The sequence below is a fragment of the Rubrobacter calidifluminis genome (assembly GCF_028617075.1).
GTDB lineage: Bacteria > Actinomycetota > Rubrobacteria > Rubrobacterales > Rubrobacteraceae > Rubrobacter_E > Rubrobacter_E calidifluminis.
In genome coordinates this window covers 34,567-61,172 of record NZ_JAQKGV010000003.1, presented here as the reverse complement: position 1 = coordinate 61,172, position 26,606 = coordinate 34,567, and the positions used below count along the sequence as shown (strand labels likewise).

The window sequence follows — 26,606 nt, the reverse complement described above, 5'->3', positions numbered from 1 at the left end:
CGCCTACAACATCGAGGGGCACGAGACCCCCGAGACCCGCCCCCTGATCCCGCTCGGGCAGCGCTACTACGAGGAGGAGAGGCCCCGGATGGGCTTCTTCACCGACACCAGCGTGTGCATCGGGTGCAAGGCCTGCGAGGTCGCCTGCAAGGAGTGGAACGACGTCCCCGACGTCATCGGGGAGCTCACCGGGGAGTCCTACGACAACACCAGCTCGCTCGGGGCGAACACCTGGCGGCACGTGGCCTTCATCGAGCAGCGCACCCCCGCCGGGGTCCCGGACGCCGACGGCGACGTCCGGTGGCTGATGTCCTCGGACGTCTGCAAGCACTGCACCGAGGCGCCCTGCCTCGACGTGTGCCCGACCGGGGCCCTTTTCCGCACCGAGTTCGGCACCGTGGTCGTGCAGGAGGACGTGTGCAACGGCTGCGGCTACTGCATCCCGGCCTGCCCCTTCGGGGTGCTCGACCGGAGGGAGGATGACGGGCGGGCCTGGAAGTGCACGCTCTGCTACGATCGCCTCAAGGGCGGGATGGAGCCCGCCTGCGCCCAGGCCTGCCCGACGGACTCGATCCAGTTCGGCCCCCTCGACGAGCTGCGCGAGAAGGCCAACGGGCGCCTGGAGATGCTGCACGAGGCGGGCGTGGAGGAGGCCCGCCTCTACGGGGCGAACGAAGAGGAGTACGGGATGGGGGCCTTCTTCCTCCTGCTGGACGAGCCCGAGGTCTACGGGCTACCGCCCGACCCGGAGGTCGTGACCCGCAAGCTCGGGAGCCTGTGGGGTGCGGCGGCGCTCGCCGCCGGGGCGCTCGCCGCCGGAGTCGTCGCCGCGTTCGTGGGGGGTGGAAGATGAGCGAGGAACGCAACGGCCGGCGCACGGGCTCCTACTACGGACGTCCGGTCATAAAGGAGCCGGTGTGGACCTGGGAGATCCCCTGGTACTTCTTCACCGGGGGGCTCGCCGGGGCCTCGGCGCCGCTGGCGCTGGCCGCCGACCTCTCCGGCAACCAGAGGCTCGCCAGGAGCGCCCGCCTCGCCGCCCTGGGCGGGGCGATGGTGAGCCCGGTGCTCCTCATCTCCGACCTCGGACGCCCGGAGCGCTTCCTCAACATGCTCCGGGTCGTGAAGCCCACCTCCCCGATGTCCATCGGTACCTGGGTGCTCTCCTCGTTCGGGCTCTCCTCCGGGATCGCGGCGACCTCGGACGTGTTCGGCGTCTTCCCGCGTGCCCGCACCCTTTTCGAGGGTGCCGCGGCCCTGCTCGGGCTCCCGCTCGCGACCTACACCGCAGTCCTCTTCGCGGACACCTCGGTCCCGGTCTGGCACGAAGCGAGAGAGGAGCTTCCGCTCGTCTTCGCCTCGGGTGCGGCGGCGAGCGCCGGGGCGTGCGCGGTGGTCTTCACGCCGGTGGAGGAGGCCGCCCCGGCCCGCAGGCTCGCCGTCGGGGGCGCGCTCGCAGAGATAGGGGCCGCGGAGCTTATGAAGCGCCGCCTCGGGAAGCTCCTGGCCGAACCCTACGAGAAGGAGGAGGCCGGGCGCTACTCGAAGCTAGCCACCGCGCTCTCCGGGGTGGGAGCGGCGGTGCTCGGGCTCGCGGGCGGGAAGAACCGGGCGGCGGCCGTGGCGGGTGGGGCGATGATCCTCGCCGGCGCCGTCTGCGAGCGGTGGTCGGTGTACAGGGCCGGGTTCCAGTCCGCGCGCGACCCGAGGTACACCGTAGAGCACCAGCGGGAGCGGCGCCAGGAGAGGGCGGGATGAACGCGCTGCTCAGGTTGCCGGGGGTGAGGGCGCTGGTCACCTTCTACCGCTACATCTACATAAACCAGCCCGTGCTTACCACGCTCACGGGGTTGGGCCTCATCCTGATGGTCGGGCTGACGCACATGTACGCCTTCCCGGACATCTTCGGCGTCGCCCCCTACCTGGGGCTCTCCTTCGCGGCGCTCTTCGCCGGTACGCTCTTCGCCGCGGGCAACATAGCGCGGGGCTCCTTCAGATGGGGATGGGGTTTCGGGGCGGCGCTGTGCGTCGTGGCCATCGTGGCCTACGTGCTGAGCCGGCTCTTCGGGTTCCCCGGCTACCCGGAGGCCCGGGGAGCGTGGGATACGCCGGCCGGGAGCTTCGCCGTGGCTTTCGAGCTCGCGTTCATAGCCATCACCTTCGCGATCGCGACCGGGCTCGCCGTAGCCTACCCCGACAGACGAGACTGGCACGACTAGGAGAGACGCTTGACCGGACTGGACTTTCCCGGCTGGATCAGGATCACCCACCTGGTGAACCTCATCCTCATCACGTTCCTCATACGGAGCGGGATGGAGATCCTGGCCACCCATCCCAAGCTATACTGGAACGACGACTCGAAGCCCGGCAGCGAGTGGTCCCGCTTCACCCGCAAGGTGATGCCCCGCGACAGGCTCTGGGATGCCCTCGACGAGGAGGAGGACTACTCCTCGCTCGTGGCGCTGCCGGGGCACGAGAACCTCGGTCTCGGGAGACACTGGCACTTCATCAGCGTGATCGCCTGGATCTTAACCGGCGTCTTCTACGTCCTGATGCTCTTCGTCACCGGGCAGTACCACCGCTTCGTGCCCTACTCCTGGGAGATCTTCCCCGAGGCCTGGAACGACATCCTCACCTACATGAGCTTCAACCTGCCGCCCTTGATGCCCGGCGAGACCTACGACGCGATCCAGAAGCTCGCCTACGGCTCGGTCGTCTTCATCCTCGCCCCGTTCCAGATAGCCACCGGAGCCGCCCAGTCCCCGGCGATAGAGGCACGCTTCCCCTGGTACGTCAGGCTGTGGGGCGGCAGGCAGTGGGCGAGGAGCCTCCACTTCTTCGGGCTTCTGGCGTTCGTCGTGTTCATAATCATCCACCTGACGATGATCTCGATCTGGGGCTTCGGCGAGCTCACCTCGCTCATGATCTGGGGGAGCGTCGAGCATCAGGCGTGGTCGACCGTCATCGTACTCTTCGCCATCTTCTGCATAGTGCTGATGCACATCGCGGCGACAAAGCTCTCGCTCGCCTACCCGCGCAGGACGCAGCAGATACTCGGCTTCGTCGTCAACAACGCGCGCAGGCTCCTGCTGCACCGTCTCACCTCGCACCAGGAGTATTCGAAGGCCGAGATCACCCCGCAGCATCGCGTGAACGGCAAGCCGCCCTCCGACGACTCGTACAAGATCCTCGCCGCCCACCGCTTCGCCGGCTGGAGGCTCGAGATAGGCGGGCTGGTGGAGAACCCCATGACCTTCACGCTCGAGGACTTGAAGACCTTCCCGACCAGGCAGAGCCAGAGGGTGATGCACAACTGCATCCAGGGCTGGACGAGCATCGCCGAATGGACCGGTGTCCCGATGCGGCAGATCGTCGAGCTGGTCAGGCCTCACCCGGAGGCGCGCTACGTGTACTTCCACTCGATGCAGGACGTGGGGCGCGACGAGCCGGCCAAGATGTACAACCCGGGTTACTTCTACGAGGTCATAGACCTCGAACTGGCCCGGCACCCGCAGACCATCCTCGCCTACGAGATGAACGGCGAGCCGCTGCCCATCGAGCACGGGGCGCCTCTCCGCCTCAGGATAGAGACCAGCGTCGGGTTCAAGATGGTCAAGTGGATAGACCGCATCGAGTTCATAGACGAGTACCGCGACATCGGCTACGGGATGGGCGGCTACCGCGAAGACAACGTCTACTACGACAAGGAGGGCGAGATCTGAGCGCCAGGGGTGAGAGGGGGCGTCTCTTTTGCCGGTGAACCCCTATCGCAGGCTCGACGAGGAGCAGAAGCGCCGGGTGCTCGACGAGGCCGGACGCCGGCGTTTCAGGTGTGGCGTCTGCGGCTCGGAGGAGTTCGAGGTCGGGGAGGCGATGGAGCTGGGGCACATATGGTTCAACGAGGAGATCGGGACGTACATGGTGGCCCTACGGTGCACCCGGAGAGGGTGCGGCAACAGGACCGGCCTCAGGCTTGCCGGCTCCGACTTTCTCGGGGAGGTCTGATGTCGGGCGGATGGAACTTCGGGGCCCGGAAGATCCGGGTGAGGCACTCGCGGGAGCTCTTCTCCCACCTGCTGCGCGAGTTCTACGATGCCGAGCGCCGCTTCTCGCTCGGGCTGGAGGAGATGCTGCGCCACGCGGCGGACGTGAGGCTGCAGGGAGCGCTCGACGCGCAGCTCGCGAGGACCGGGCGCAACCTGGGGCTGCTGGAGAGGCTCTTCCGGGAGGTCCTGGGCGGCGAGCCAGAGGGGAGCATCTGCGAGCCGGCCCGGGGCATACTGCTTGGGGCCCGCTCGAACGTCGAGGGCTCCCGGCTCGGTGCGGTGAGGGACTATCTGATCAACCGCTCCCTGCTGGAGATCCAGAGCTTCGAAGAGCTCTTTTTCTCGGCTTTGCGCCTCGCGGCCCGACCGGCGGGCTACGAGGTCGCGGAGCTCATCCTCGGGGATGTCGGCGCGACGGAGGAGGTGCGGGCGGCGCGTGAGAGCCTGCATCACCTGTCGGAAAAGATCCGGCAGACCGAGCATCCCGGCTTCATACAGAGGCTCACCGGGCAGGACTACACAGTCCCCGAGGACGATACCGACACCCTCTCGCGTTGAAGCTTCCTTCTGGCTATAGAGAATCGTTGGGCTTCAGGATGGCGGCCACATAGGGCCTGTCCCGGAAAGTCAGGTACACTTCGTGGGTGTCGTTCCCGGTGGCGAGGCCGGAGAGTGGGGCGCTGGCGAGCGGGCCCTTCCCCAGGTTCCTGCGAAACGGGATCGTCTCGATCTCTTTGAACCCGGCGACCCCGAGGAAGTTGTCGGCGCGCAGCGCGATGAGCTCCCGCCCCGTCGCCGCGTAGACCCTGTTCTCGTCCACGGCTATGTATTCCACCGGCGAACCGGTCTTCATCCTGGCCGTGACCTGCAGCTGCCGGGTCGCCGGGTTCAGCTCGATCCGTAGCAGCTCGCTGGAGCCGGAGGGGCCCACGTAGGCCCGGGTGTCCTTGACCATGTCCACGGCGAAGGTCCTGGCTCTTCTCGAGACGGCGCTCTCCTTCTCGACCGGGTAGGGCTTGCCCTGATAGTAGCCGAGCCCGGCCTTGCCCCCGACCCATACGGTGGGGTCTATGTTCCTGGCCGGGGCCCGGATGTCCGCCCCGGCTCCCCCACCCATGGCCTCCACGGTACGGCGGATCGCCGGTTTGCCCACCCCCGGCGTGATATCCGAGGTGTAGAGATCGACCGGCGTCAGCCGCGTTCCGGCCGGGTTGAGCGTGAAGATGGTCTTGGAGCCGGGGTGCACGGAGATCTTGGCGGGCGAGGGTACGTCTTCGATCGCGTCCCGCTCCCTGAGATCGTCCGTGCTCAGCACGAGGATACGGTCGCGGGGGGTCTGCGGCACGTAGACATCGCCACCGGATTCAGGGTCCACGTCCGCGTTGCTGCCCATGCCTGCGATGGCTCCCGAGAGCAGCGTGCGCGCCCGGCGCGCGGCCGGCTGGATCCTCGCTAACCGGGGTTCCCCCCCGACCTTCGCGATGAGGACCATCTTCCCCGGCACCCACACGGGTTCCTCGAGCGGGGCGGCCACGCGCAGGGTCCGTACCCTGCCCTGGCCCGTGCTCTCGCCCCGCGCCGCCGCGCAGCCTCCGGCGGACACCAGGGCCGCCGATGCGGCGGCCATCTTCAGAAACTCGCTCCGGGTGTGCCGGGTTACTCCCCGGTCCTTCCGTTTCGTCATCGCCTCCCGCCAGAATCGACGCCCGCTCGGACAACTCCAGCTTACCCTCTGCGACGGGGGGCGGAACCCGACAGAACCGGCTGTGCGGCGTGTTTTGCACCATCTTTATGAATCTGCCACAAAACTTTACAGGATGCTTACGCGCGACGGGAAGACTCGCAGGGAGCACCCGGTCTTACGGGATCTCCTGAGCCCGGGTGTGCTGGGGTGTCGTCTGCAAGAGGAGATGAGGATGGAGCGCGATGGTTCGGAGGTTGTCGTCGTCACCGGGGCTTCCGCCGGGATCGGCCGGGCGGTGGCCCGCGAGTTCGCCCGGCACGGGGCGAAGGTCGGGCTTCTCGCCCGCGGCACGGACGGCCTCGAGGGAGCCGTGCGGGACGTTGAGGCGGCCGGGGGTGAGGCACTCGCCATCCCGACCGACGTCGCCGATTACGAGCAGGTGGAGGAGGCGGCCTCGAGGGTCGAGCGGGAGCTCGGCCCGATAGACGTGTGGGTCAACGACGCGATGACCACCGTCTTCGCGCCGTTCAAGGAGATCACCCCGCGGGAGTTCAGACGGGCGACGGAGGTTACCTACCTGGGGGCGGTCTACGGGACGAAGGTGGCGCTTGAGAGGATGCTCCCGCGCGATAGGGGGACCATCGTGCAGGTGGGCTCTGCGATGGCTTACCGCTCCATACCCCTGCAGGCCCCTTACTGCGGGGCCAAGCACGCGATGAAGGGGTTCACCGACTCGCTCAGGGTCGAGCTCAAACACGACGGCAGCAACGTGCACGTGACGATGGTGCAACTGCCGGGGCTCAACACCCCGCAGTTCGACCACTGTGAGTCGAAGATGCCCAACAAACCCCAGCCCGTACCCCCGATCTACCAGCCCGAAGTGGCGGCCCGGGGCGTCTACTGGGCCGCCCATCACAGAAGGCGCGAGTTGTACGTCGGGATCTCGGCCGTGCTCACCATCGAGGGCAACAAGTTCCTCCCCGGCTTCGGCGACTGGTACCTGGCCAGGACCGGGTACGACTCGCAGCAGACCGACGAGCCCGCCGACCCGGACCGGCCCTCCAACCTCTTCGAGCCGGTTCCGGGCGACGCCGGCGCCCACGGCCGCTTCGACGGGATGGCGCACGGGAGGAGCCCGCAGCTGTGGGCAACGACCCATCGTGGCGCGCTCCTCGCCGCGGGGGTTGCGGGCCTCGCAGGACTCTACGCGTTGCTGCGGTCGCGGTGAGCCTGGACGGCGGGGAGTTCGGGAGGCGCTACCGGCGTGGTCTGCGTGCCTCCGCCCGCAACAACGCCTCCGCTTACGGTTACTCGGTGACGATAACGGGGTCTTTCGGAATCCTGAGCGCGGCCTGGGGATCTCCGGGAGCGGCGGACGTCTTCGGGTTCGGGGGCGGGGCCGTGATGGGGTTCGCCCTCGTGGAGGCCGCCGTCTCCGGGCTGTTTCGGCACGGGCTCGAGGACGAGCCGAGCCAGGTGAAGGCTCTCGGCAGCTCGATAAGCGTCTTCTCGGTGGGGCTCGGGCTCACGGCGGCGCTCGCCGCGGGGCGCTTCCTGGAGCACCGGTCGCTTGCGTGGCCCGTGGGGACGTTTCTGGCGACCGTGGGGTACCTGCTCGCGTTCGCGCTGGAGATGAGCGTGGCGGAGACGTTGCGGGACCGCGGTGAGGACGGAGCATCGGCAAGGGAGCGAGGGGATCGTCCCGGAGAGGAGGAAGAGGGTTGAGATACCGTTGCAGGTTGAGCGGAGCCTCGCGGACCGCAGAGGTGGGGAGGATCGCCTACGGGGCCGCGCTGCTCGTGTTCCCCGGGGCGCTGGTCCGGAGGGTCTCCGGAGGGAAGGCGGACCGCCCCGCCAGGTTCGGGGCCCGCATCCTGGGCGCACGCCACCTGGTGCAGGCCGCGGTCGTCGGGAGGGGCGGAGGCCGACCGCTGCTCGCTGCCGGCGCGGCCACCGACGCGCTGCACGCGCTGAGCATGGTCGCGCTGGCGACCTTCGACAGCGGACACCGCAGGATCGCCGCGACCGACGCGGTCGTGGCCGCGCTCTTCGCGGCGGAGGGGCTTCGGGAGGTGCGCGATGCCTGATGGAGGATACCCGCCGATAGGCGACTACGCCCTCATCGCCGACAGCAACTCCGCGGCGCTCGTCTCGCGCTCGGGTTCGATAGACTGGTGCTGCATCCAGCGCGTGGACGCCGGGAGCTGCTTCGGGAGGATCCTCGACTGGAAGAGGGGAGGGTTCTGCTCCGTAAGCCCCACGGGGGGCGATTGGGACGTCTCCCGGCGCTATCTGGACGAGACGCTCGTCCTCGAGACCACCTTCACCACCGGCGGCGGGGAGGTGCGCCTCTACGACTTCTTCGCCATGCCCGCGAGCGGGGAGGGACACCGCCAGATCGTACGGATTATCGAGGGGGTGCGCGGGCACGTGCAGCTCGAGATCCGGGTCGCCCCCCGCTTCGACTACGGGGAGATAGACCCTTGGATCCGGCAGGAAGGAGCCCGGCTCTTCTCCGCGATAGGCGGCAACGATGGTCTGCTCATCCACTCCGACGCCGACGTAGGGATCTCCGATACGGACGAGATCTCGGCGAAGGTCGACGTTCACGCCGGGGAGCGGGTGCATCTCTCGATCCTCTCCGTCCCCCCGGCCCGGCTCGACCGTGATCTCCCTGAGCCGCCGGATGCAGAGGAGCTCGACCGGCGTCTGGAGGAGACGGTGGAGTGGTGGCGTGGGTGGGCCTCAGGCATGCGTTTCAAGGGCCGCTACCGGCCCGGGGTGTTGCGCTCGGCGATCACCATAAAGGCTTTGATGAACGAGATGACCGGCGCCGTGGCCGCCGCCGCTACCACCTCGCTGCCCGAGATCCCCGGGGGTGAGGCCAACTGGGACTACCGGTACAGCTGGATCCGGGACTCCTTCTTCTCGGTGCGCTCCCTGGCCGAGGTCGGGTTCGAAGAAGAGGCGGACGCCTTCCGGCGCTTCATCGAACGCAGCGCCGCCGGCAACGCCCGCAAGCTGCAGATAATGTACGGCGTCGGGGGCGAGAGGACGCTCGTCGAGCGCGAGCTCGGGCACCTGGAGGGATACCGGGGAGCCAGACCCGTGCGGGTGGGCAACCTCGCCGCCGGACAGATGCAGCTCGGCGTCTTCGGGCAGCTGCTGGAGCTCTCCTGGCGCTGGTACAAGAGGAGCAACTCCCCCGACGACGACTACTGGCGCTTCATAGTGGACCTGGTGGACACCGCCGCCGAGCTCTGGGGCGAGCCCGACGCCGGGATCTGGGAGAAGCGCGGGGATCCCGAGCACTTCGTCTACTCCAAGGCCGGTTGCTGGTGCGCGCTCGACAGGGGAATAAAGCTCTCCGAGGAGTGCATGCGGCGGGCGCCGACCACCCGCTGGCGGAAGGTGCGCGAAGAGATCCGGGAGGCCATAGAGAGAGAGGGCTACGACGCGGATCGTGGCGTCTTCGTCCGGTCGTTCGGCTCCAAGGACCTCGACGGGGCGCTGCTCCTTCTGCCCGAGACCGGCTTCGTCGACTACGACGACGAGCGAATGGTTCGTACCGCCGACGCCATCCGGGAGGAGCTCGACGACGACGGGCTCATAAGACGCTTCCCGGGGAATCCGCAGGAGGGGGCGTTTCTGGCCTGCTCTTTCTGGCTCGCCGAGTGCCTGGCCCGCCAGAGGAGGTTCGCCGAAGCGCAACGGGTCTTCGACCGGGCCCTCGCCACGGGCAACGACCTGGGTCTCTTCTCCGAGGAGTACGACACCGAAAGCGGCGAGCTGCTGGGCAACTTCCCGCAGGTTCTGACCCACCTGGCCCACATCTCGGCCGCGGTAGCCCTCCCTGCTGGTTAGAAAAAGCACATCCTGCGGGAAAGCTTTCACCCGGAAGGGGCGACGGGAGGGGTATAAGTCTCAGTACGTATGGATACCAGGCTCTTCAGAGAGGTGAGGCGGGCTCGCGTCTTTCTCGTGCTCGCCGTCCTGTTCGGGCTCACGGGGACCGGCGCTACGATCCTGCAGATGCGGTTTTTGAGCGAGGTGGTCTCGCGGGTCTTCCTCGGCGGCGGGACGCTGGGGAGGGTGTCCGTGCTTCTCGTCCTCCTGCTGTGCGCGGTGATGGGGCGGGCAGCTTTCACGTGGGGCCGGGAGGTCGCGGGCAGGCACGGGGCGATACTGGTGAAGGGCGCCCTCAGGGAGAGGCTCTTCTCGCACCTTATGCGCCTCGGTCCGGCCTACACCAGAGACGAGAGCAGCGGCGAACTGGCTTCGACGGCCGTGGAGGGTATAGAGCGGCTGGACGCCTACTTCGGGAGCTACCTGCCTCAGGCCGCGCTGAGCGCCCTCGTCCCCCTCACGATAGCCGGGTATCTCTTCACGGTCGACTGGATCAGCGCCGCCCTGCTGCTCGCGACCGCCCCCATAATCCCGATCCTGATGGTCGCCGTCGGGAAGTACTCCGAGAGGCACATCCAGCGCCAGTGGGAGGCGCTCTCCCGCATGAGCGCCTACTTCCTCGACGTCCTGCAGGGGCTCCCCACGCTGAAGGCGCTCGGGCGCAGCAGGGAGGAGGGGAGGGTTGTCGGGCGGGTCGGGGAGGTCTTCCGGCGCAGGACGATGAAGGTGCTGCGTTACGCGTTCGCCTCCGGGCTGGTGCTGGAGTTCATGGTCTCGATCGCCATCGCGGTCATAGCGGTCGAGCTCGGCGTGCGCCTGTTGCGGGGGGACATAGCCTTCCAGCCGGCCTTCCTCGTGCTCCTGCTCGCCCCGGAGTTCTACCGCCCGCTGCGCGAGCTCGGGACGAGCCGCCACGCCGGGATGGAGGGCAAGGCCGCGGCGGAGCGCATCTTCGAGATCCTGGACACCCCGCTCCCGGAGCGGAGCGGAGGCGAAGCGGGGTGGGAGCCACCGGCCGGCGCTCCCCGCATAGAGTTGAAGGACGTGAGCTTCTCGTTCCCGGACGCCCGGCGGCCGGCGCTCGATAAGGTGAACCTCACCCTGGAGCCCGGGACGACGACGGCGCTCGTCGGGCGCAGCGGCGCGGGCAAGAGCACGCTCGCCAGCCTGCTTTTGCGTTTCCTCGATCCCGAGGAGGGCGAGATCCTCGCCTGCGGCGCCCCGATCTCGGAGATCCCGCCCGCGCGCTGGCGCGAGCACGTCTCGCTCGTCCCGCAGCGACCGTACCTCTTCTACGGCAGCGTGCTGGAGAACATCCGGCTCGCCCGCCCGCGGGCGAGCCGCGAGGAGGTCGAGCGGGCCGCCGAGCTCGCCGGAGCGGACGGCTTCATCCGGGCGCTCCCCGATGGGTACGACACGCAGCTCGGCGAGCGGGGGGCGCGGCTCTCGGGCGGGGAGGCGCAGCGGATCGCGATAGCCCGCGCCTTCCTCAAGGACGCTCCCGTCCTGATTTTGGACGAGCCGACCTCGAGCCTCGACCCGGAGAGCGAGACGGCGATAAGGCAGGCCGTCGAGCGCCTGAGGGCGGGGAGGACCACGCTCGTCATCGCCCACCGCCTCAACACCGTCTACCGGGCGGACAACATCGCCGTGCTGGATGGCGGGTGTCTGGTCGAACAGGGCACGCACGAGGAGCTCGTGCGCCGGGGTGGGCTCTACGCGGAGCTCGTCTGCGCGCCGGAGGGGGTCCGGCCGTGAGGATGATGCTGCGCCTGGCGGGTTTTCTGCGCCCCTTCGGGCGGCGGGCCGCACTCGCGGTCGCGCTCGGTGTGGCCACCATCGCGAGCAACGTCGGCCTCCTGGCGCTCGCCGCCTTCCTCATCGCAGCAGCGGCCCTTAAGCCGGAGCTCGCGGCGCTGAGCGTACCGATCTACCTGGTCCGGCTGTTCGGCGTCTCGCGCGGGTTCGCCCGCTACGCCGAGCGGCTCGTCTCGCACGACGTGACCTTCCGCCTTCTCTCCGGGCTGCGCACCTGGTTCTACTCGCGCCTGGAGCCGCTCGTCCCGGCCGGGTTGCAGGGGCACCGCAGCGGGGATTTGCTCGACCGGCTCGTGAAGGACGTCGACGAACTGCAGAACGTCTACCTGCGCGTCTTCTCGCCGATGCTGGTCGCGGCGGCCACGACCCTGGGGACGGTCGCCCTGCTGTGGACTTTCTCCCCGACCCTGGCGCTCGCCGCGCTCGCCTTCCTGCTCGCCGCGGGCGTTGGGGTTCCGGTTCTGGCGAACGCGCTCTCCTCACGGCTGGGGCGGGAAGAGGTGAGGTTGCGTGGCGAGTTGGAGGCCGTCATCGTCGATGGGGTACAGGGCGTGCAGGATATCCTGGCCTTCGGCGCGGAGGATGAGCAGGGGCGCAGGCTGGCGGCCGTGAACGGGGCGCTCTCGCGCGTCCAGCGCAGGATGGCCTTCGTCGGCGGGCTGCAGGGCGCCCTGGGCGAGCTCCTCTCCAACCTGGCCGTGCTCGTTTTGCTCGTACTTGCGATCCCGCTCGTCACCTCCGGCGCGGTACGCGGGGTCTACCTGGCGTTCCTCGCGCTCGTAATCCTCGGTGCCTTCGAGGCGATAAACCCGCTCGGGGAGGCCTTCTGGCTCCTCGGCCGCTCGCGCGAGGCGGCGGAGCGCATCTTCGAGGTCGCGGACGAGGAGCCGCGGGTCGTGGACCCCGCCCCCCCATCCCCGATGCCGGAGGACACCTCGCTCGAGTTTCGCGGCGTGAGCTTCCGGTACGCGCAGGGCGAGCCCCAGGTGTTGCACGACCTCTCCTTCGAGCTCCCCCCCGGCGGGAGGGTCGCGATCGTCGGGCCGAGCGGGGCGGGGAAGAGCACCGTGGCCCATCTCGCCCTGCGCCTGTGGGACCCCGAGGCCGGGGAGGTCCGCTTCGGCGGCCAGGACGTGCGCGAGCTGGCGCAGGAAGACCTCAGGTCGAGGATCTCCCTTATCTCGCAGGACACCCACCTGTTCAACGGTACCTTCAGGCGCAACCTGCTTCTGGCTGCCCCGGAGGCCACCGACGAGGAGATCTGGCAGGCGCTCGCCGTGGCCAGGCTCGACGGGCTCGTCCGGCGACTGCCGGACGGGCTGGACAGCTGGGTCGGGGAGCAGGGACTCCGGCTCTCCGGCGGGGAGCGACAGCGGCTCGCCGTGGCGCGCGCCCTGATAAGGGACGCCCCCGTGCTCGTACTCGACGAGCCCACAGCGAACCTCGACACCGTGACCGAGGCCGAGTTCCTGGAGGCGTTGCGCGAGGCGATGGAGGGCAGGAGCGTGCTCATGATCACCCACCGGCTCGTCGGGATGGAGCGGATGGACGAGATCCTGGTCCTCGACTCCGGGCGTATCGTCGAGCGGGGGACCCACGCGGAACTGCTCCGCTCCGGAGGGCTGTACGGCAGGATGTACGCGCTGCAGAGCACGATGCTGTCGACGGGAGGTGGTATACGATGAGAGAGCGCCAGATTGCCGGGGTGCTCGTCTCACTCGCGGGGGTTGGCTCTTCCCTGTACGTGCTGCTCCATCTCACCGGGGTGCTCTCCGGGATCCAGGATCCGGTCTTCTCCCGGTACGCCAGCGCCGTTACGGATTACCCTCCGACGCTGCCCTACTCGGCCGCCGGGGTCGTCGTCTTCGCGGCGGGCGTCCTCTTCTCCGCGTTCCTCGGGCGCCGGGGCGCAGGAAGGCTCCTCTTCGCCATCTCCGCCCTCTACTCGGCCGCCGGGGTTGTCTTCGCGATCCTGCAGCCGCTCGTCGCCGGAGGCTGGTCGTTCTTTTGCCTGCTCTCCGCGGCGCTCGCGCTCGCGCTGAGCGGTCTCTCGGCGGAAGGTGCTCTGGAAATGGAACCGGACACCCGCCCGGCGCTCGCCCGCCTGCCCCGGCTCGCTGCGGTCCTCTTCGGGGTGTGGTTCGCGATGTCCCCCTACGTCGTCGGGTACGCCGGGATGCCCGCCGGGGTGAGTGACACGATCACGGGGACCATCCTCGCCGCCGTCTCGTTCCTCGCGCTCTGGCCCTCCCTCGGGCGGTTGCGCCTCTTCGAGGCCGTCGCCGGGGCGTGGGTGTTCATCTCGCCCTTCTTCATGCAGTACAACGCGGTGCACGGCCGGTACAACATCCTCCCCGAGGTCTTCCACATCTGCATCGGCCTCATGCTCGTCGGCTTCTCCGTGCTCGGTGGTGAGAGGCGGGGCTCCTCCCGCACCGGGGTGGAGAACACCCCATCGTGATGAAGTTCACGAGCGGCGGGAGGAGGAGTAAGCGTGCTCACCCGGGCGTATCCAGCGCCGCGTATACTCGGGTTGCGGGATGGAAAAATCCAGGACCGAAGAGAAGAGGATGACAGAGAGAGGCCCTGAGAGGAAACCGGAGCTCCCGCCTGAGCCCTACAGGAGGTCTTGAGGTGAACGCTGTGCTGATGGGTCTGCAACCGGTCCTCGCCCTGCAGGACGCCGGCAACACGGTGCTCCTGCACCGCTGGCAGTTCGGGTTCAACCTGATCTACCACTACCTCTACCCGCAGCTCACGATGGGGCTCGTCCTGCTCATCGTGGTGCTCGAGACGCTCTACCTCAGGCGTGGGCACGAGTTCTACAAGAAGGCGGCGGATTTCTGGGTCAGGATCTTCGCCCCGGCGTTCGTCATCGGGGCGGTGACGGGCATCCCGCTCGAGTTCGGCTTCGGGACCAACTGGGCGGTCTTCTCGACGGTCTCGGGCGGGGTCATAGGGCAGACCGTCGCGCTCGAGGGGGTCTTCGCCTTCTTCGTCGAGTCGGCCTTCCTCGGGCTCTACCTCTACGGCGGGGACGCGTTCGGCAAGAGGGTGAGGTGGTTCTCGGCCTTCATGGTCTTCCTCGGGAGCTGGGCCTCGGGCTACTTCATCCTCACGGTCAACGCCTGGATGCAGAACCCGGTGAGCTACCGCACCCTCCCCGACGGCAACCTCGCGATCGTGCACTTCTGGAAGCTGCTCTTGAACCCCTGGGTCTTCCACCAGTACATCCATGTGATGGGCGGGGCTGTCGTCACCGGATCGTTCGCGATGGCCGGAATCGGGGCCTTCTATCTGCTCACACGACGCGAGGTGCAGTTCGGCAGGCTCTTCGTGACTGTCGGGGTGATCTTCGGGCTCGCCTCCTCGCTGTGGATGATCTACCCGAGCGGGGACATGGAGTCCGCAGCCCTGGCGGAGAAGCAGCCCATAAAGCTAGCCGCCGCCGAAGGCCTCTTCCACACCGAGAAGGGCGCCTCGCTCACGTTCATCGGGCAGCCCAACCTGCAGACCATGCAGATAGACAACCCGATCGAGCTGCCCAAGATCCTGAGCTTCCTCTCCTACCGCTCGTTCGAGGCGACGGTGAAGGGGCTCGAGGCGTTTCCGCGCAGCCTCTGGCCCAACGTGCCGCTCACCTACTACAGCTACCACATCATGGTGGGGCTGGGGACCATCTTCGCCGCGGTCATGCTGCTCGCGGCGCTGATGCTCTGGCGCGGGTGGCTGTTCCGCTCGCGCAGGATGCTCTGGCTCCTTTTGCTCATAATGCCCTTCCCGTTCATCACCAACACGGTCGGCTGGATCGTCACCGAGGTCGGCCGGCAGCCCTGGATCGTCTACGGGGTGATGAAGACCTCCGAGGGCGCCTCCCATCTGGTAAACGCCGGCAACGTCTACTTCACGATCGTCGGGCTCGCGGGGTTGTTCCTGCTCCTGAGCGTGCTCTACGTGATCGTGGTGCTCAAGGAGGTGTACGAGGGTCCCGAAGGGCCCGTGGACGAGGACCTGGAGAAGCTCGAGGCTGAGATCCAGGGGATACTCCCCGGTCAGCGGCCGGCCCGAGACGTGGTGAGGGAGAGGAGGTAGGAGATGCAGACGGTCTGGTTCATCTTCATAGCCTTCATCCTCACCATGTATGTCCTGCTCGACGGGTTCGACCTGGGGGCCGGGGCCATCTACCCGTTCGTCACCAAGGACGACCGGGAGCGCCGGGCGGTGCAGCGGGCCATCCTGCCGCTGTGGGACGGGAACGAGACCTGGCTGGTCGCAGCCGGGGGCGGGCTGTTCCTCTCGTTCCCGCTGCTCTACTCGGTGAGCCTGAGCGGATTCTACCTCGCCGTCTTCGTGGTGTTGTGGCTCCTGATCCTGCGCGGGATCGGGCTTGAGATGCGCGGCCTCCTCGACAACGACCTATGGCGCTCTTTCTGGGATGGGGTCTTCTTCATCGGGAGTCTGCCGCTGCCTTTCTTCTTCGGGGTGGCGCTCGCGAACGTGATGCGCGGCGTGCCGATAGGGCAGGACGGCTCCTATTTCTTCCAGGCGCTCTGGACCGACCCGCTGCACCCCCTGAGTAAGAACCCCGGCATCCTGGACTGGTACACGGTAATGATCGGGCTCCTCGCGCTCTGCGCGGTGATTCTGCACGGAACCACCTACCTGACGATGAAGACCACCGGAGGGCTTCGCAACAGCAGCAGGATCTTCGCCGGGGCCTTCTGGGTGGCCACCGTCGGGCTCACCGCGCTCGCGACGCCGCTGACCTTCTACCTGCTGCCGCAGCGCCTCTCCCACTTCGAGAGCGCTCCGTGGGGGTTCGTGTTCCCCGCGGTCGCGATCGGGGGCATCCTGACGGTGGGGTACGCCCTGATGAAGGGGCGTGACGGGCTCTCCTTCGGCGGCTCGTGCGCGTACATCGTGGGGATGATGTCCTCGACGGCCTTCGCGATCTACCCGAAGGTGCTGCCCGCGGTCGACCCCTCCCGCAGCCTGACGATCTACAACGCCTCCGCCCCGCACCACAGCCTGGTGGTAGGCCTGATCGCCTGGGGGCTCGGGCTGCTCCTCGCCTGTGCCTACTTCGCGATCATCTACCGGATGTTCCGCGGGAGGGTCGAGGTCTAGCCTGCTTCTGTGCCCCTCTCCTCGAGCCTGACGAAGACCTCGTCGAAGGAGGGGGTATGCACGTCGGCGGCGAGTATCTCCGCCCCTTGCAGGGCCCGGAAGACCTCCGTCAGCACCGGTCCGCCTCGTCGACGACGAGGCGTACTATCGCCTCCGTCCTGCCGCCGGCGGAGAGCCCGTTTATGTCCGGGAGGTGGCCGAGACGTTCGGGCGCCTGCAGGTACCCCCGGCCCGACCGATGTCCCCTCCGAGCTCCAGGCGACTATCTCGCCACCGAAGGCCTCGCGCGGCAGTTCTCGCGGCGATCATCCTTCCACCCGAGAGCAGCCAGATCCGGTCGCAGCGGCCGGCCTCCTCGACGTACCGGGTGCTCACGATGATCGCCCTCCCCTCGTCGCACAGGGCCTCGAGGCGTTCCCAGAGCTCGTTGCGCAGGATGGGGTCCAGGTTCGCGGTGGGCTAGTCCACGAACATCAGCTGCGGCCGGTGCACCGGAGTGGCGGTGAGCTGAAGCCTCCGCTGCATCCCCCTGAGACGTTCGCCGCCCGCCGCCTGCGGGAGTTACAGAGCCCGACGAACTTAAGCACCGCGCACCCTTCTGCGTCACTCACGCCACCCCGGGCCGTATATCCCGGCGACGAGGTACAGGGCGCGTGGCATCACGATCCCCTTGGAGGTCACCGCGCCAGGGCGCACCCGGAAGCCGACGGATGCCTGGGGTCGATACATACAGCGCATGATAACCCCCGTCCTGTAGGGCGGGGGAGAGAACGGGGTGGGGGCGTGGGAGCGTTTTTCCCGCTCAGCCCTCGGTGAATCTGTAGCCCGCCCCGCGCACCGTCTGGACGTAGCGGGGGTTTTTGGGATCGGGCTCTATCTTGTGTCGGATGTGCTGGATGTGAACGTCCGCGGCCCGGGCCTCGCCGAAGAACTCTCCGCCCCACAGGTGGCGCATGATCTGCTCGCGGGTGTAGACCCTGCCGGGGTGGGAGGCGAGCAGAGAGAGGAGGTCGAACTCCTTCGCCGTGAGTTCGACCGGCCTTCCGCCTGCGGTGACCAGCCGGCGGGAGAGGTCTATCTCCAGGCCGGGGAAGACGAGCCTGTGTGTGTCGTCCTGCGGGCCGACGCTCTGCAGGTCCATCTCCCTGCGCCTGAGCTGTGCCCTGACCCGGCTTACGAGCTGGCGTGGCGAGAAAGGTTTTGTGACGTAGTCGTCGGCTCCGACCTCGAGCCCGACCACGACGCTCGTCTCGTCGTCGCGTACGGAGAGTATGATGATCGGCACCTCGCTCGAGGCGCGCACCCGCCGGCAGAGCTCGATCCCGTCCATCCCCGGCAGCATGATGTCCAGGATGATCAGGTCGCACCGCCCGCCGCCACGCAGGTACTCGAGTGCCGACTCGGCGTCTTCGGCCTCCCGGGTTTCGAGGTGCTCCCGCTGCAGGGCCCGGGCCACCACGTCTCTGACCGCCGTATCGTCCTCGACTATCAGAACCCTGTGCATCCCCTGTCCCGCTGGTCTCTGGTGCAGCATGCGATTCTGGGGATTGTAGACGGAAAATTTCTCTTTCACTACGGCGAGAGCAGGGTGAGGGTGACGGTCGTCCCGCATCCTCTCTCGGAGGAGATCTCTATCCCGCCGCCCATCGCCTCCACGTTCTCCTTGCAGATCGAAAGCCCGAGTCCGAACCCCTCGGCTTTTCCCGAGCCCCGGTAGAACCGCTCGAAGACGTGTGGGAGATCACGTTCGCTTATGCCCTCGCCCTCGTCCTCGACGCTCACCGAGCGTCCTCTCAGCCGCAGTGTGACGACGTCTCCTCTGCTGGAGTGTTTGATCGCGTTCTGCAGCAGGATGAGCAGCGAATGCTCGAGGCGCTCGCCGTCGGCGAGCGCCGGATCTGCGTCGCCGGTGAGGGAGAGTCCGACGCCCATGCGCTCCGCGAGCGGGGACATCTGTGAGAGAGCCGAGGCAGCGGCCTGCCTGAGGTCTATCTCCCGCAGCTCCGGCCGGCTGGCCTCGAAGCCGGTTCGCGCCATTCTCAGCAGGGTATCCGAGAGCTGTTGCATCTTGTTGCTCTCGTTGAAGATGTGCTTCAGCAGGCGCCGCCGGACCGCCGGATCCTCGTCGTCGCCCGAGAGCAGCAGCTCGGCGGCGCCGACTATCGTGGTGATCGGGGTCTTCAACGTGTGGGCGGCGTTGGCTATAAACCGCTGCTGGTTGACTTCGAGCCTGCGTCCTTCCGAGAGATCCTGCATCACCACCAGGGCCCCGCCGTGGTCCGCGGAGCCGCTGGTAAGGTGTACGACGTTGACGCGCATGAAGATCCTGCCGTCCTGCACCATGGCCTCGATGCGTTCCCTGCTCCCGACGCATCGGGCTATCGCCTCCCTGAGGTCGAACTCCTCCCAGAGATCCGGCACGCTCCCTGAGTCGCTACCAACCACCCTGCGGGCCGCGCGGTTGGCAAACAGTATGCTCCCGTCCGCTGCGGCGGCGAGGACACCCTCGTTCAGATTGTCGAGTATGGTCCTGAGGTTCCGTTCTCCCCGCTTGAGCTCCTCGAAGGACCCCTCGAGCCTGTCGGCCATCTCGTTGAAGGCCCGGGCCAGCTCGCCCAGCTCGTCGCCGTGGTCGGGAACCAGGCGATAGGAGAGGTCCCCGTCGGCGATCGAACGGGCACCGAGCGCAAGTCGTTCTACTCTCCTGCCCATGACCGTGGCCAGGAGCAGGGCCACGCCGCCGCTCGCGATGAGCGAGATTAGCGCCGCCTCCAGGGAGCTCCGCATGAAGATGCGATAGAAGGTATTCTCGAACCCGCCAGTGGCGAGTATCACGCCTCCCGCGAGCTTCTCCCTGTAGAAGATCGGGGCCACGGCGACGTCGTATCCGCCGGACTGCCGGAAGGAGCGTTTGCCATCCGCCGCCGCTTGTATCAGGGGCCTTTCGGCCCTGAAGTCTGCCTCTCCCTCGCTGGCCAGGATCTTCCCCCGGCGGTTTACGACGATCACCCGGGTTTCGCCCGGCCGCGCGTAGAGGTTGAGCGTTCTCTGCAAAAGCTGTCCGGAGCTCCCTGGGGTGCCGGAGCCGCCGAGCATGGCCCGCCAGCCGCCTCCCCTCCCGGAGGTGATGGCATCCGCGGTGGCGGCGGCCTGCGCCAGCGTGACCTTCCTGGCGTGCTCCTCGATGCGGCGCTGGACGGTGGGTAGCCCGTAGAGCAGCAGTATACCGACCGAGAGCACCACTGCCAGAGAGACCAGGAGCGTGAGGGAGATCCTGAACCCGAGCCGCATGGAACGATTTTAACGGAATTGCGCGGTGCTCCGCGCGCCCTTCTTTAACCGAACCTTTACAGAATGCTAACCCTTCCTTACGGAAGATTAAGGGCTACGGAGGAGAATGGCCCTGAAGGGGGACCTTGCCGGGCGGCTCTCCGGAGAGGGTCTTGGACGCAGAAGCGGGTGTGAGAAGTTGAGTAGGAGGGGTATCAGTCTCCCGGCGATACTGCTGGGCTGGGTCGTGGCCGCGGTCTGCGGCGGTGTGCTCGAGTGGCTGCTGCGTGCCCTCTATGTCGGGGTGACCGGCGTGGCCCCGACCTCCGGCGGTTTCTCCGCTACCGTCGTCGTGGTCGCGCTGGTGGCGGGCTTTCTGGCCTATCTGGCCGGTGGCTTTGCGGCCAGCAGGCTGGCGCCGCACCGGGGCGGGCTCAATGGCGCCCTGTGCGCCGTGTTGGGGCTCGTACTCGGGGTGATCCTGGCGGTCATCCTCTCGGGGTTCGGGCGGTTTTTCATGGGTGCCGTTGCTCTCCCTCCGGTCAGCTTCGGCCTCTCCTCGAGGGAGCTCATCTCGGCTTTCGGCCTCTTCCTGGCCGACCTGTTTGGGGGGTACGTGGGCGGCAAGCTAGGTGAACCGCCGGACCCGAACGTGATCCGCCGTTAGGGCCGGATCCGCTGGGCTGTGGTAGGAATACTGGCGGGTTCACGTGATCAGGATTCTCGACCACACGGCGGACGTGGGCTTCGAGGCCGCGGCCGAGAGCCTTGAGGGGCTGTTCCTCGAGGCCATGCGGGGTGTGTTGCTCCTGATGTTCGAGCGGCCTCCACAGGGCGGCGGATGCCTGCGCACCGTCGAGCTGGAGGGGCCGGACCTCGAGGTGCTGCTCGTGCGGTGGCTGAGCGAGCTGTTGTACCTGGTCCAGGAGGAGGGTTTCGTCCCCGCCGACGGTTCCCTCCGGCTCGACATGGAGGATTGCTCTCTCCGGGCCCGGCTTCGCGGGAGCGCGCTGGACGTCGAGGAGCAGGGCTGGATCGGTGAGATCAAGAGCGTCACCTTCCACGGGCTCGAGATCAGGCAGGAGGGTGACACCTGGAGCTGTCGGGTGATATTCGACGTTTGAGGAGGTTGCGATGAACTTCGAGCGGCTCTCCGAGAACAGGTACCGGATACCGCGCGAGGGCGCGATGCGGGTCGAAGCCGTCTTCTACGCTTCGGAGAGTATCCTCTCGGATCTCGCCGCCGAAGACTACGCTTCCCTGAAGCAGCTCGAGAACGTGGCCACGCTCCCGGGGATCGTCGGGCCGGCGCTGGCGATGCCGGACGTCCACTGGGGGTACGGCTTCCCCATCGGTGGGGTCGCGGCCTTCGAAACGGGGGGAGAGGGCGTGGTGAGCCCCGGCGGGGTCGGCTTCGACATCAACTGCGGGGTGAGGCTCCTGGTCTCGGACCTCGAGCGCGAGGATCTCGTGCCCCGGGCCCGCGAGCTGGCGGACGCCCTCTTTGCGGCCGTGCCCTCCGGCGTGGGGAGGGGCAGGAGAGACCTGGGGCTCGGCCGCAGGGAGCACTCCGCCATCCTGCACGAGGGGCCGCGGGCTCTGGTGGACCGCGGCTACACGGATCCGGCCGACCTCGAGAACGTCGAGTCCCGGGGCATGCTGCCGGGGGCGGATCCTGAGGCGGTCTCGGAGCGGGCCTACAAACGCGGGGCTTCCCAGCTCGGGACGCTGGGCTCGGGGAACCACTTCCTCGAGGTACAGTACGTCGACGAGGTCTACGACCGGGAGGCGGCCCCGGCGTTCGGCCTGCAGGAGGGGAGGGTGACGGTCCTCATCCACTCCGGGTCGCGCGGGCTCGGGCACCAGGTCTGCCAGGACTACGTGGAGCGCTTCCTCGATGTGGCCCCGAAGTACGGCATCGAACTGGTCGACAGGCAGCTCGCGGCGGCGCCCATAGACAGCCCGGAGGGGCGCTCCTACCTGGGGGCCATGGCGGCCGCGGCCAACTTCGCCTTCGCGAATCGCCAGCTCATAACCCACCACGTACGCCGGGCTTTCGAGAGGACCGGCTTCGGCGGGTCCCTGCGCGTCCTCTACGACCTGGCGCACAACAACGCGAAGTTCGAGAAGCACGGGGGAAGGAGGGTTCTGGTGCACCGCAAGGGCGCGACCCGGGCTTTCGGCCCGGGAAACCCCGAGCTCCCGGAGCGCTACCGCTCCTATGGGCAGCCCGTTCTCGTGCCCGGCGACATGGGGCGCTACTCTTTCGTGCTCGCCGGGACCGAGGGTGCGATGCGCGAGACTTTCGGGTCGAGCGCGCACGGGGCCGGGCGCAGGATGAGCCGCCGCCGGGCCAAAAAGGCGGCGCGGGGCCGTGATCTCATAGGGGAGCTGGAGAGACGCGGCATCCTGGTGCGTGCGGCGGGACGCGCCACCGTCGACGAGGAGATGTCCGAGGCCTACAAGGACGCGGCCGAGGTGGTGGAGGTCACCGACGCGGCGGGCATCGGGAAGAAGGTGGCCCGCCTGAGGCCCATGATCGTGGTGAAGGGATGATCACGGGCCCCAGGCGTAGCCCGGCGCGGGTGGAGCCTAGCGGTGGTGCGAAAGCCCGCGCCCCGCGGTCTCGAACCTGTAGACGGTCGTCGAGGTGAAGGTGTCCCCGGCCCGCAGCACCGTCGAGGGGAAGCCCGGTTGGTTCGGTGAGTCGGGGAAGTGCTGGGTCTCGAGCGTGAACCCGTCGGTCTGCCGGTAGGTCCTGCCGCCGGTGCCCACCAGATCCCCGACGAGGAAGTTCCCCGTGTAGAACTGCACGCCGGGCTGGTCGGTGTAGGTGAGGAGGACCCTCCCGCTGCGCGGATCTTCGGCGACAGCGATCAACCGCATTCCCGAGCCGTTCAGCACGAAGTTGTGGTCGAAGCCGTGGGCTATGGTTATCTGGGGGTCACCGTCGCGGATGTCGCGCCCGATGGGCTTCATCCTGCGGAAGTCGAACGGGGTGCCGGCGACGGGAGCGAGCTCCCCCGTCGGGATAAGGTTCTCGTCTATCGGCGTGTAGCGGTCGGCGTTGATCCTGAGCAGCTGGTCGTAGACGTCCCCTGAGCCTTCCCCAGCCAGGTTGAAGTAGGTGTGGTTGGTCAGGTTTATGACCGTGTCGGTCTCCGAGATGTTCTTTGCCTCGTAGTTTATGTAGAGCGCGTTCTCCCGGGTGAGCCTGTAGGTCACCGTCGCCCGGATCTGACCGGGAAACCCGTTGAAGTCGGGAGGGAAGGTGTGGCTCAGGGCCAGCTCCACGTAATCCTTCCCCTTCCCGGTGCTTGCGTCCCACACCTTGGTGTTCCAGGAGTCGGGCCCGCCGTGCAGCGTGTTGGAGCCGTCGTTCTGCGGCAGGTGGTAGGTCTTGCCGTTCAGGGTGAACCGCCCATTGGCGATCCTGTTGGCATACTGACCGATGATCGCCCCGAAGTACGTGTCCCCCGAACCTCCCTCGGCCGGCCAGGGCTGGTTCTCGAAGTCGTTGACGTAGTCCTCGAGCTTCGGAAAGCCCAAAGCCACGTTCTCGACCCTCCCCGCCCGGTCCGGCACCCAGATGGACTGTACCACCCCGCCGTAGTTCGAGATCCTGACCGTCATCCGCCGACCGCTGGTGAGCGTGTACAGATAGACGTCCTCGCCGTGCGCGCTCCCCCAGAGCTCCCGGCTTACGCCGAGGCTCCCCCCGTGATGGTGCCCGCCTCCGTGCCGGGGCGCAGCCGATCCCTTGCGCGCCGCCTCCGCCGGGGTGCCGGCCGCGAGAAACGCCGCACCGGCGAGCCCCACGCTTCCAGCCTTGAGAAACTCACCCCGGCTCATGCCGGACGGTCCAGACCCGCTGCCGCTCTCCATCTCTTCTCCTTTCCCCTGATCTCCTGCCATGCAACATTAGAACACAGTGAACTCCGCGAATCAAACAATACACAACAGACTCCTCAGCCCCGCACCCGCGAACCCCCGCCAGCAGGGCGTATTTTGAGGGAGTGAGTGCTGTTAAAGGGCATATGGTGTTGTTTTTTGTTGAAAGATGTGATTCAATGTGAACCGGTTCTCACCGATGGGGGAACGAAGGAAGGGGGAGATGATGAGCGTTGAGGGTGGGTTGTGGAGGAGGAGGTTCAGCAGGAGGGGTTTTCTCAAGCTCGGTGGTGCCGGGATCACCGGGATGGCTCTGTTCGGGGGAGCTGGAAGGGCCGGGGCGGCTACCACGGGTGATGTTCTGCGGGTCGAGGCGTCGAGGAAGGGGCCGCGCATCCCGCGGACGCTGTATGGGGTGTTCTTCGAGGAGATCAACTTCGCCGGTGACGGGGGGCTGTACGGGGAGCTGATTCGCAACCGGAGCTTCGACGAGGATCCGGACGAGCCGGTCCACTGGTCGCTGGTGAGGGACGGGGGTGCGCGGGGAGGGATGGCGCTCGATCCCGACGAGCCGCTCAACGAGGCGCACCGGCGTTCGCTCAGGGTGGACGTGCGGGATCTCGGTCGGCGGGGCAGACTTGGGGTTGCGAACGAGGGTTACTGGGGCGTGCCGGTCAGGCGGGGCATGACCTACACCGCGCGCATCTTCGCGCGGGCCACGGCCGGTTTCCGCGGGCCGCTAGAAGTTGCGGTGGAGAGTCCGGATGGCGGGGTCGTCTACGCGCGCGGGACGACCGGACGGTTGGGGGAGAACTGGAGCATGCACACCGTGAGGATGGGTGTGCGGGGGGCGCCGCGGCCGACCTCGGGGGCGAGGCTCGTCGTATATGCCGGGGGCCGGGGAGGAGAAAATCCGGCGGGGCAATCTTTCTGGCTCGGGTATGTATCGCTCTTCCCGCCCATCTACCGGCGAGAAGAGAACGGCAACCGGGTGGACCTGATGCACAGGCTCGAGGCCCTGAGCCCGGGTTTCCTGCGGTTTCCCGGCGGGAACTATCTCGAAGGACAGACGATCGAGAGCCGCTTCGACTGGGAGAAGAGCATCGGGCCCCCCTGGGAGCGTCCCGGGCACCAGAACACCGCCTGGGGATACTGGTCCGACGACGGGCTCGGGCTGCTTGAGTATCTGCAGCTCGCCGAGGATCTCGGGGCCACGCCGGTCCTCTGCGTGTGGGCGGGGTACACGCTCGATCACACGGTCGTGCCGCGCGAGGAACTCGGGCCCTACGTGCAGAGTGCGCTGGACGAGATAGAGTACGCCACCGGGCCCACCAGCAGCAGGTGGGGGGCCCGGCGGGCTGCGGACGGGCACCCCGAGCCCTTCGACCTCAGGTACGTCGAGGTCGGGAACGAAGACTTCTTCGACACCTCGGGCAGCTACGACGAGTACCGATACCCGATGTTCTACGACGCGATCAAGGCCAGATATCCGCACATACAGGTGATCGCCACGACGCCGGTGAAGAGCCGGCCGATGGACGTACTCGACGAGCACTACTACAACTCGCCGCGGTTCTTCGTGGACAACGCCCGCCGCTACGACGAGGCGCCGCGCGACGGCACGAAGATCTTCGTCGGCGAGTACGCCGCGACGGAGGGGAGCCCGACCGGGACGCTCGAGGCGGCGGTGGGGGAGGCCGCGTTCATGACCGGGCTCGAGCGCAACTCCGACCTCGTCGTGATGGCTTCCTACGCACCACTCTTCGTCCGCGTCGGGCACAACCAGTGGCCGACGAACCTGATCGGCTACGACGCCTTATCCAGCTATGGCTCCCCCTCCTACCACGTGCAGAGGATGTTCTCGAACAACACCGGGGACGTCGTGCTGCCGGTGGAAGGGCCGGAGAAGCCGGTGATATCGAGTCCCGAGGCCGGCCGGTGGTACCACCTCGCCGGGGTCTACGACGGGGAGGCGGAGAACCTGCGGCTCTACGTGGACGGCACGCTCTACGATTCGGTCCCCTACTCGGGTTCCGGAGCCTGGAGTGGACGGGGGCACACCGCGATCGGGCGGGGGAAGTTCTCCGGCAACCAGGTCGACTTCGTCGACGGCCGGATAGACGACGTGCGCCTCTACGCCCGGGCGCTCGGGGACGAAGAGGTGAGGAAGCTCTCAGGGAGCGGGCTCGCCGGATGGTGGAAGTTCGACGAGGGGAGCGGCACGGTCGCCCGCGACTCGGCGGACGGCCACGACGGGACGCTCGAGAACGGCGCCGGCTGGGCGGCGGGGAGGGTCGGGTCCTGCTCGCTCTCGTTGAATGGCTCCGGGCAGTACGTGGACGTGCCGGCCCCGGTGGTGGACACCAGCCGGAGCTTCACGGTCGCCGCGTGGGTCAACCTTGCCTCCACCGGCGGCTACCAGACCTTCGTCAGCATCGACGGGGATCAGGTGAGCGCCTTCTACCTGCAAAAGCGGGACGATACCGGCACCTTCGCCTTCTCCCGCCTCCCGGCCGACGACCCGCAGGCCAACTCGGACGTCGTCTACGCCTCGGCCGGGAGGGCGTCCGACCTGCAGTACGTCGCGAGCCGCGACGAACGGCGCGGGACGATCTACCTGAAGGTGGTCAACGCTTCAGGCTCACCGCGAACGATGCGCGTCGTGCTCGACGGCGTGAAGAGGGTGCGGCCGGAGGCCGTTGCCACCGTCCTCACCTCGGCGAGCGGGAGCGACCAGAACACACTCTCCGACCCGGACAAGGTCGCGCCGGTCAGGAGGAAGATCCGGGTGGGCAGGACCTTCCATCACGAGTTCCCGCCCATCTCGGTGACGGTCTTCCGGATAGAGGCCCGCTAGGAAGGGG

Annotated in this window: 23 protein-coding genes; 19 read left to right on the top strand and 4 right to left on the bottom strand. The window is 67.7% G+C overall.

Going from position 1 to position 26,606, the window contains the following annotated elements; all coding sequences use genetic code 11:
- Positions 1–88 precede the first annotated feature (88 nt).
- The 6 genes from PJB24_RS03275 to PJB24_RS03250 are packed head-to-tail and all read left to right on the top strand — an operon-like array spanning position 89 to position 4,604.
- Entirely contained in the window at positions 89–853 is a 765-nt protein-coding gene (locus PJB24_RS03275; RefSeq protein WP_420541882.1) for a 4Fe-4S dicluster domain-containing protein, read from the top strand.
- Positions 850–1,758 (top strand): NrfD/PsrC family molybdoenzyme membrane anchor subunit, encoded by a 909-nt coding sequence (nrfD, locus tag PJB24_RS03270; RefSeq protein ID WP_273842658.1) that lies wholly within the window; start codon positions 850–852, stop codon positions 1,756–1,758. Before PJB24_RS03275 ends, nrfD begins: the two co-directional genes overlap by 4 nt.
- A complete protein-coding gene (locus PJB24_RS03265) occupies positions 1,755–2,219 on the top strand; it encodes a hypothetical protein (protein ID WP_273842656.1) in 465 nt (154 codons plus the stop codon). Before nrfD ends, PJB24_RS03265 begins: the two co-directional genes overlap by 4 nt.
- A gap of 9 nt (positions 2,220–2,228) precedes the next feature.
- Entirely contained in the window at positions 2,229–3,722 is a 1,494-nt protein-coding gene (locus PJB24_RS03260) for a molybdopterin-dependent oxidoreductase (RefSeq protein WP_273842655.1), read from the top strand.
- A gap of 28 nt (positions 3,723–3,750) precedes the next feature.
- Positions 3,751–4,005, top strand: a complete 255-nt coding sequence (locus PJB24_RS03255) for a hypothetical protein (protein WP_273842653.1) — start codon at positions 3,751–3,753, stop codon at positions 4,003–4,005.
- Positions 4,005–4,604 carry a DUF892 family protein gene (locus PJB24_RS03250; RefSeq protein WP_273842650.1) on the top strand — a complete coding sequence of 200 codons (600 nt, stop codon included), beginning with the start codon at positions 4,005–4,007 and terminating at the stop codon, positions 4,602–4,604. Before PJB24_RS03255 ends, PJB24_RS03250 begins: the two co-directional genes overlap by 1 nt.
- 13 nt (positions 4,605–4,617) lie before the next feature.
- Here PJB24_RS03250 and PJB24_RS03245 read toward each other — a convergent pair whose 3' ends face one another.
- On the bottom strand, positions 4,618–5,730 hold the full coding sequence (locus PJB24_RS03245; RefSeq protein WP_273842648.1) for a hypothetical protein: 1,113 nt from the start codon (positions 5,728–5,730) through the stop codon (positions 4,618–4,620).
- Positions 5,731–5,962: 232 nt separating this feature from the next.
- Here PJB24_RS03245 and PJB24_RS03240 point away from each other — a divergent pair, with 232 nt between their 5' ends.
- From PJB24_RS03240 to cydB, 9 genes are all read left to right on the top strand, one after another.
- A complete protein-coding gene (locus PJB24_RS03240; protein WP_273842647.1) occupies positions 5,963–6,958 on the top strand; it encodes an SDR family oxidoreductase in 996 nt (331 codons plus the stop codon).
- Positions 6,955–7,455, top strand: coding sequence for a hypothetical protein (locus PJB24_RS03235; protein ID WP_273842645.1), 501 nt, complete (start codon positions 6,955–6,957; stop codon positions 7,453–7,455). Before PJB24_RS03240 ends, PJB24_RS03235 begins: the two co-directional genes overlap by 4 nt.
- Before the next feature lie 14 nt (positions 7,456–7,469).
- The gene (locus PJB24_RS03230; protein ID WP_273842643.1) at positions 7,470–7,817 is read left to right on the top strand and encodes a hypothetical protein; all 348 of its coding nucleotides are present in this window, start codon (positions 7,470–7,472) and stop codon (positions 7,815–7,817) included.
- Complete coding sequence (locus PJB24_RS03225; protein WP_273842642.1) at positions 7,810–9,594, top strand: glycoside hydrolase family 15 protein; 1,785 nt, start codon at positions 7,810–7,812, stop codon at positions 9,592–9,594. Before PJB24_RS03230 ends, PJB24_RS03225 begins: the two co-directional genes overlap by 8 nt.
- Before the next feature lie 69 nt (positions 9,595–9,663).
- Entirely contained in the window at positions 9,664–11,394 is a 1,731-nt protein-coding gene (gene cydD, locus PJB24_RS03220) for a thiol reductant ABC exporter subunit CydD (RefSeq protein ID WP_273842640.1), read from the top strand.
- 2 nt (positions 11,395–11,396) lie between these two features.
- Positions 11,397–13,139 (top strand): thiol reductant ABC exporter subunit CydC, encoded by a 1,743-nt coding sequence (gene cydC, locus PJB24_RS03215; RefSeq protein WP_273842971.1) that lies wholly within the window; start codon positions 11,397–11,399, stop codon positions 13,137–13,139.
- Positions 13,136–13,915 carry an SPW repeat domain-containing protein gene (locus PJB24_RS03210; RefSeq protein WP_273842638.1) on the top strand — a complete coding sequence of 260 codons (780 nt, stop codon included), beginning with the start codon at positions 13,136–13,138 and terminating at the stop codon, positions 13,913–13,915. The genes cydC and PJB24_RS03210 overlap by 4 nt, the downstream gene beginning before the upstream one ends.
- A 173-nt stretch (positions 13,916–14,088) precedes the next feature.
- Entirely contained in the window at positions 14,089–15,546 is a 1,458-nt protein-coding gene (locus PJB24_RS03205; protein WP_273842634.1) for a cytochrome ubiquinol oxidase subunit I, read from the top strand.
- A gap of 3 nt (positions 15,547–15,549) precedes the next feature.
- Positions 15,550–16,581 carry a cytochrome d ubiquinol oxidase subunit II gene (cydB, locus tag PJB24_RS03200; RefSeq protein ID WP_273842632.1) on the top strand — a complete coding sequence of 344 codons (1,032 nt, stop codon included), beginning with the start codon at positions 15,550–15,552 and terminating at the stop codon, positions 16,579–16,581.
- Positions 16,582–17,383: 802 nt separating this feature from the next.
- Here cydB and PJB24_RS03195 read toward each other — a convergent pair.
- Both PJB24_RS03195 and PJB24_RS03190 read right to left on the bottom strand, forming a co-directional pair.
- Positions 17,384–18,115, bottom strand: a complete 732-nt coding sequence (locus PJB24_RS03195; protein ID WP_273842630.1) for a response regulator transcription factor — start codon at positions 18,113–18,115, stop codon at positions 17,384–17,386.
- Positions 18,116–18,153: 38 nt separating this feature from the next.
- The gene (locus PJB24_RS03190) at positions 18,154–19,872 is read right to left on the bottom strand and encodes a sensor histidine kinase (RefSeq protein WP_273842628.1); all 1,719 of its coding nucleotides are present in this window, start codon (positions 19,870–19,872) and stop codon (positions 18,154–18,156) included.
- A gap of 178 nt (positions 19,873–20,050) precedes the next feature.
- Between PJB24_RS03190 and PJB24_RS03185 the strand changes: the two genes are divergently transcribed.
- From PJB24_RS03185 to PJB24_RS03175, 3 genes are read left to right on the top strand one after another with little or no spacing between them, the layout of a single operon-like run.
- The gene (locus PJB24_RS03185; protein ID WP_273842626.1) at positions 20,051–20,518 is read left to right on the top strand and encodes a hypothetical protein; all 468 of its coding nucleotides are present in this window, start codon (positions 20,051–20,053) and stop codon (positions 20,516–20,518) included.
- 43 nt (positions 20,519–20,561) lie between these two features.
- On the top strand, positions 20,562–20,975 hold the full coding sequence (locus tag PJB24_RS03180) for an archease (protein WP_273842624.1): 414 nt from the start codon (positions 20,562–20,564) through the stop codon (positions 20,973–20,975).
- A gap of 10 nt (positions 20,976–20,985) precedes the next feature.
- Complete coding sequence (locus tag PJB24_RS03175) at positions 20,986–22,407, top strand: RtcB family protein (RefSeq protein ID WP_273842622.1); 1,422 nt, start codon at positions 20,986–20,988, stop codon at positions 22,405–22,407.
- A gap of 36 nt (positions 22,408–22,443) precedes the next feature.
- Here the strand turns inward: PJB24_RS03175 and PJB24_RS03170 are convergent, their stop codons facing one another.
- Entirely contained in the window at positions 22,444–23,736 is a 1,293-nt protein-coding gene (locus PJB24_RS03170) for an aldose epimerase family protein (protein WP_273842620.1), read from the bottom strand.
- A gap of 232 nt (positions 23,737–23,968) precedes the next feature.
- Between PJB24_RS03170 and PJB24_RS03165 the strand changes: the two genes are divergently transcribed.
- On the top strand, positions 23,969–26,599 hold the full coding sequence (locus PJB24_RS03165) for a LamG-like jellyroll fold domain-containing protein (RefSeq protein ID WP_273842618.1): 2,631 nt from the start codon (positions 23,969–23,971) through the stop codon (positions 26,597–26,599).
- Positions 26,600–26,606 lie beyond the last annotated feature (7 nt).

Coding starts and splice junctions, on each gene's coding strand:
- PJB24_RS03275 (WP_420541882.1), top strand. CDS start 89: ATGGGCTTCTTCACCGACACCAGCGTGTGCATCGGGTGCAAGGCCTGC.
- nrfD (WP_273842658.1), top strand. CDS start 850: ATGAGCGAGGAACGCAACGGCCGGCGCACGGGCTCCTACTACGGACGT.
- PJB24_RS03265 (WP_273842656.1), top strand. CDS start 1,755: ATGAACGCGCTGCTCAGGTTGCCGGGGGTGAGGGCGCTGGTCACCTTC.
- PJB24_RS03250 (WP_273842650.1), top strand. CDS start 4,005: ATGTCGGGCGGATGGAACTTCGGGGCCCGGAAGATCCGGGTGAGGCAC.
- PJB24_RS03245 (WP_273842648.1), bottom strand. CDS start 5,730: ATGACGAAACGGAAGGACCGGGGAGTAACCCGGCACACCCGGAGCGAG.
- PJB24_RS03240 (WP_273842647.1), top strand. CDS start 5,963: ATGGAGCGCGATGGTTCGGAGGTTGTCGTCGTCACCGGGGCTTCCGCC.
- PJB24_RS03225 (WP_273842642.1), top strand. CDS start 7,810: ATGCCTGATGGAGGATACCCGCCGATAGGCGACTACGCCCTCATCGCC.
- cydD (WP_273842640.1), top strand. CDS start 9,664: ATGGATACCAGGCTCTTCAGAGAGGTGAGGCGGGCTCGCGTCTTTCTC.
- cydC (WP_273842971.1), top strand. CDS start 11,397: ATGATGCTGCGCCTGGCGGGTTTTCTGCGCCCCTTCGGGCGGCGGGCC.
- PJB24_RS03210 (WP_273842638.1), top strand. CDS start 13,136: ATGAGAGAGCGCCAGATTGCCGGGGTGCTCGTCTCACTCGCGGGGGTT.
- cydB (WP_273842632.1), top strand. CDS start 15,550: ATGCAGACGGTCTGGTTCATCTTCATAGCCTTCATCCTCACCATGTAT.
- PJB24_RS03195 (WP_273842630.1), bottom strand. CDS start 18,115: ATGCTGCACCAGAGACCAGCGGGACAGGGGATGCACAGGGTTCTGATA.
- PJB24_RS03190 (WP_273842628.1), bottom strand. CDS start 19,872: ATGCGGCTCGGGTTCAGGATCTCCCTCACGCTCCTGGTCTCTCTGGCA.
- PJB24_RS03175 (WP_273842622.1), top strand. CDS start 20,986: ATGAACTTCGAGCGGCTCTCCGAGAACAGGTACCGGATACCGCGCGAG.
- PJB24_RS03170 (WP_273842620.1), bottom strand. CDS start 23,736: ATGGAGAGCGGCAGCGGGTCTGGACCGTCCGGCATGAGCCGGGGTGAG.
- PJB24_RS03165 (WP_273842618.1), top strand. CDS start 23,969: ATGAGCGTTGAGGGTGGGTTGTGGAGGAGGAGGTTCAGCAGGAGGGGT.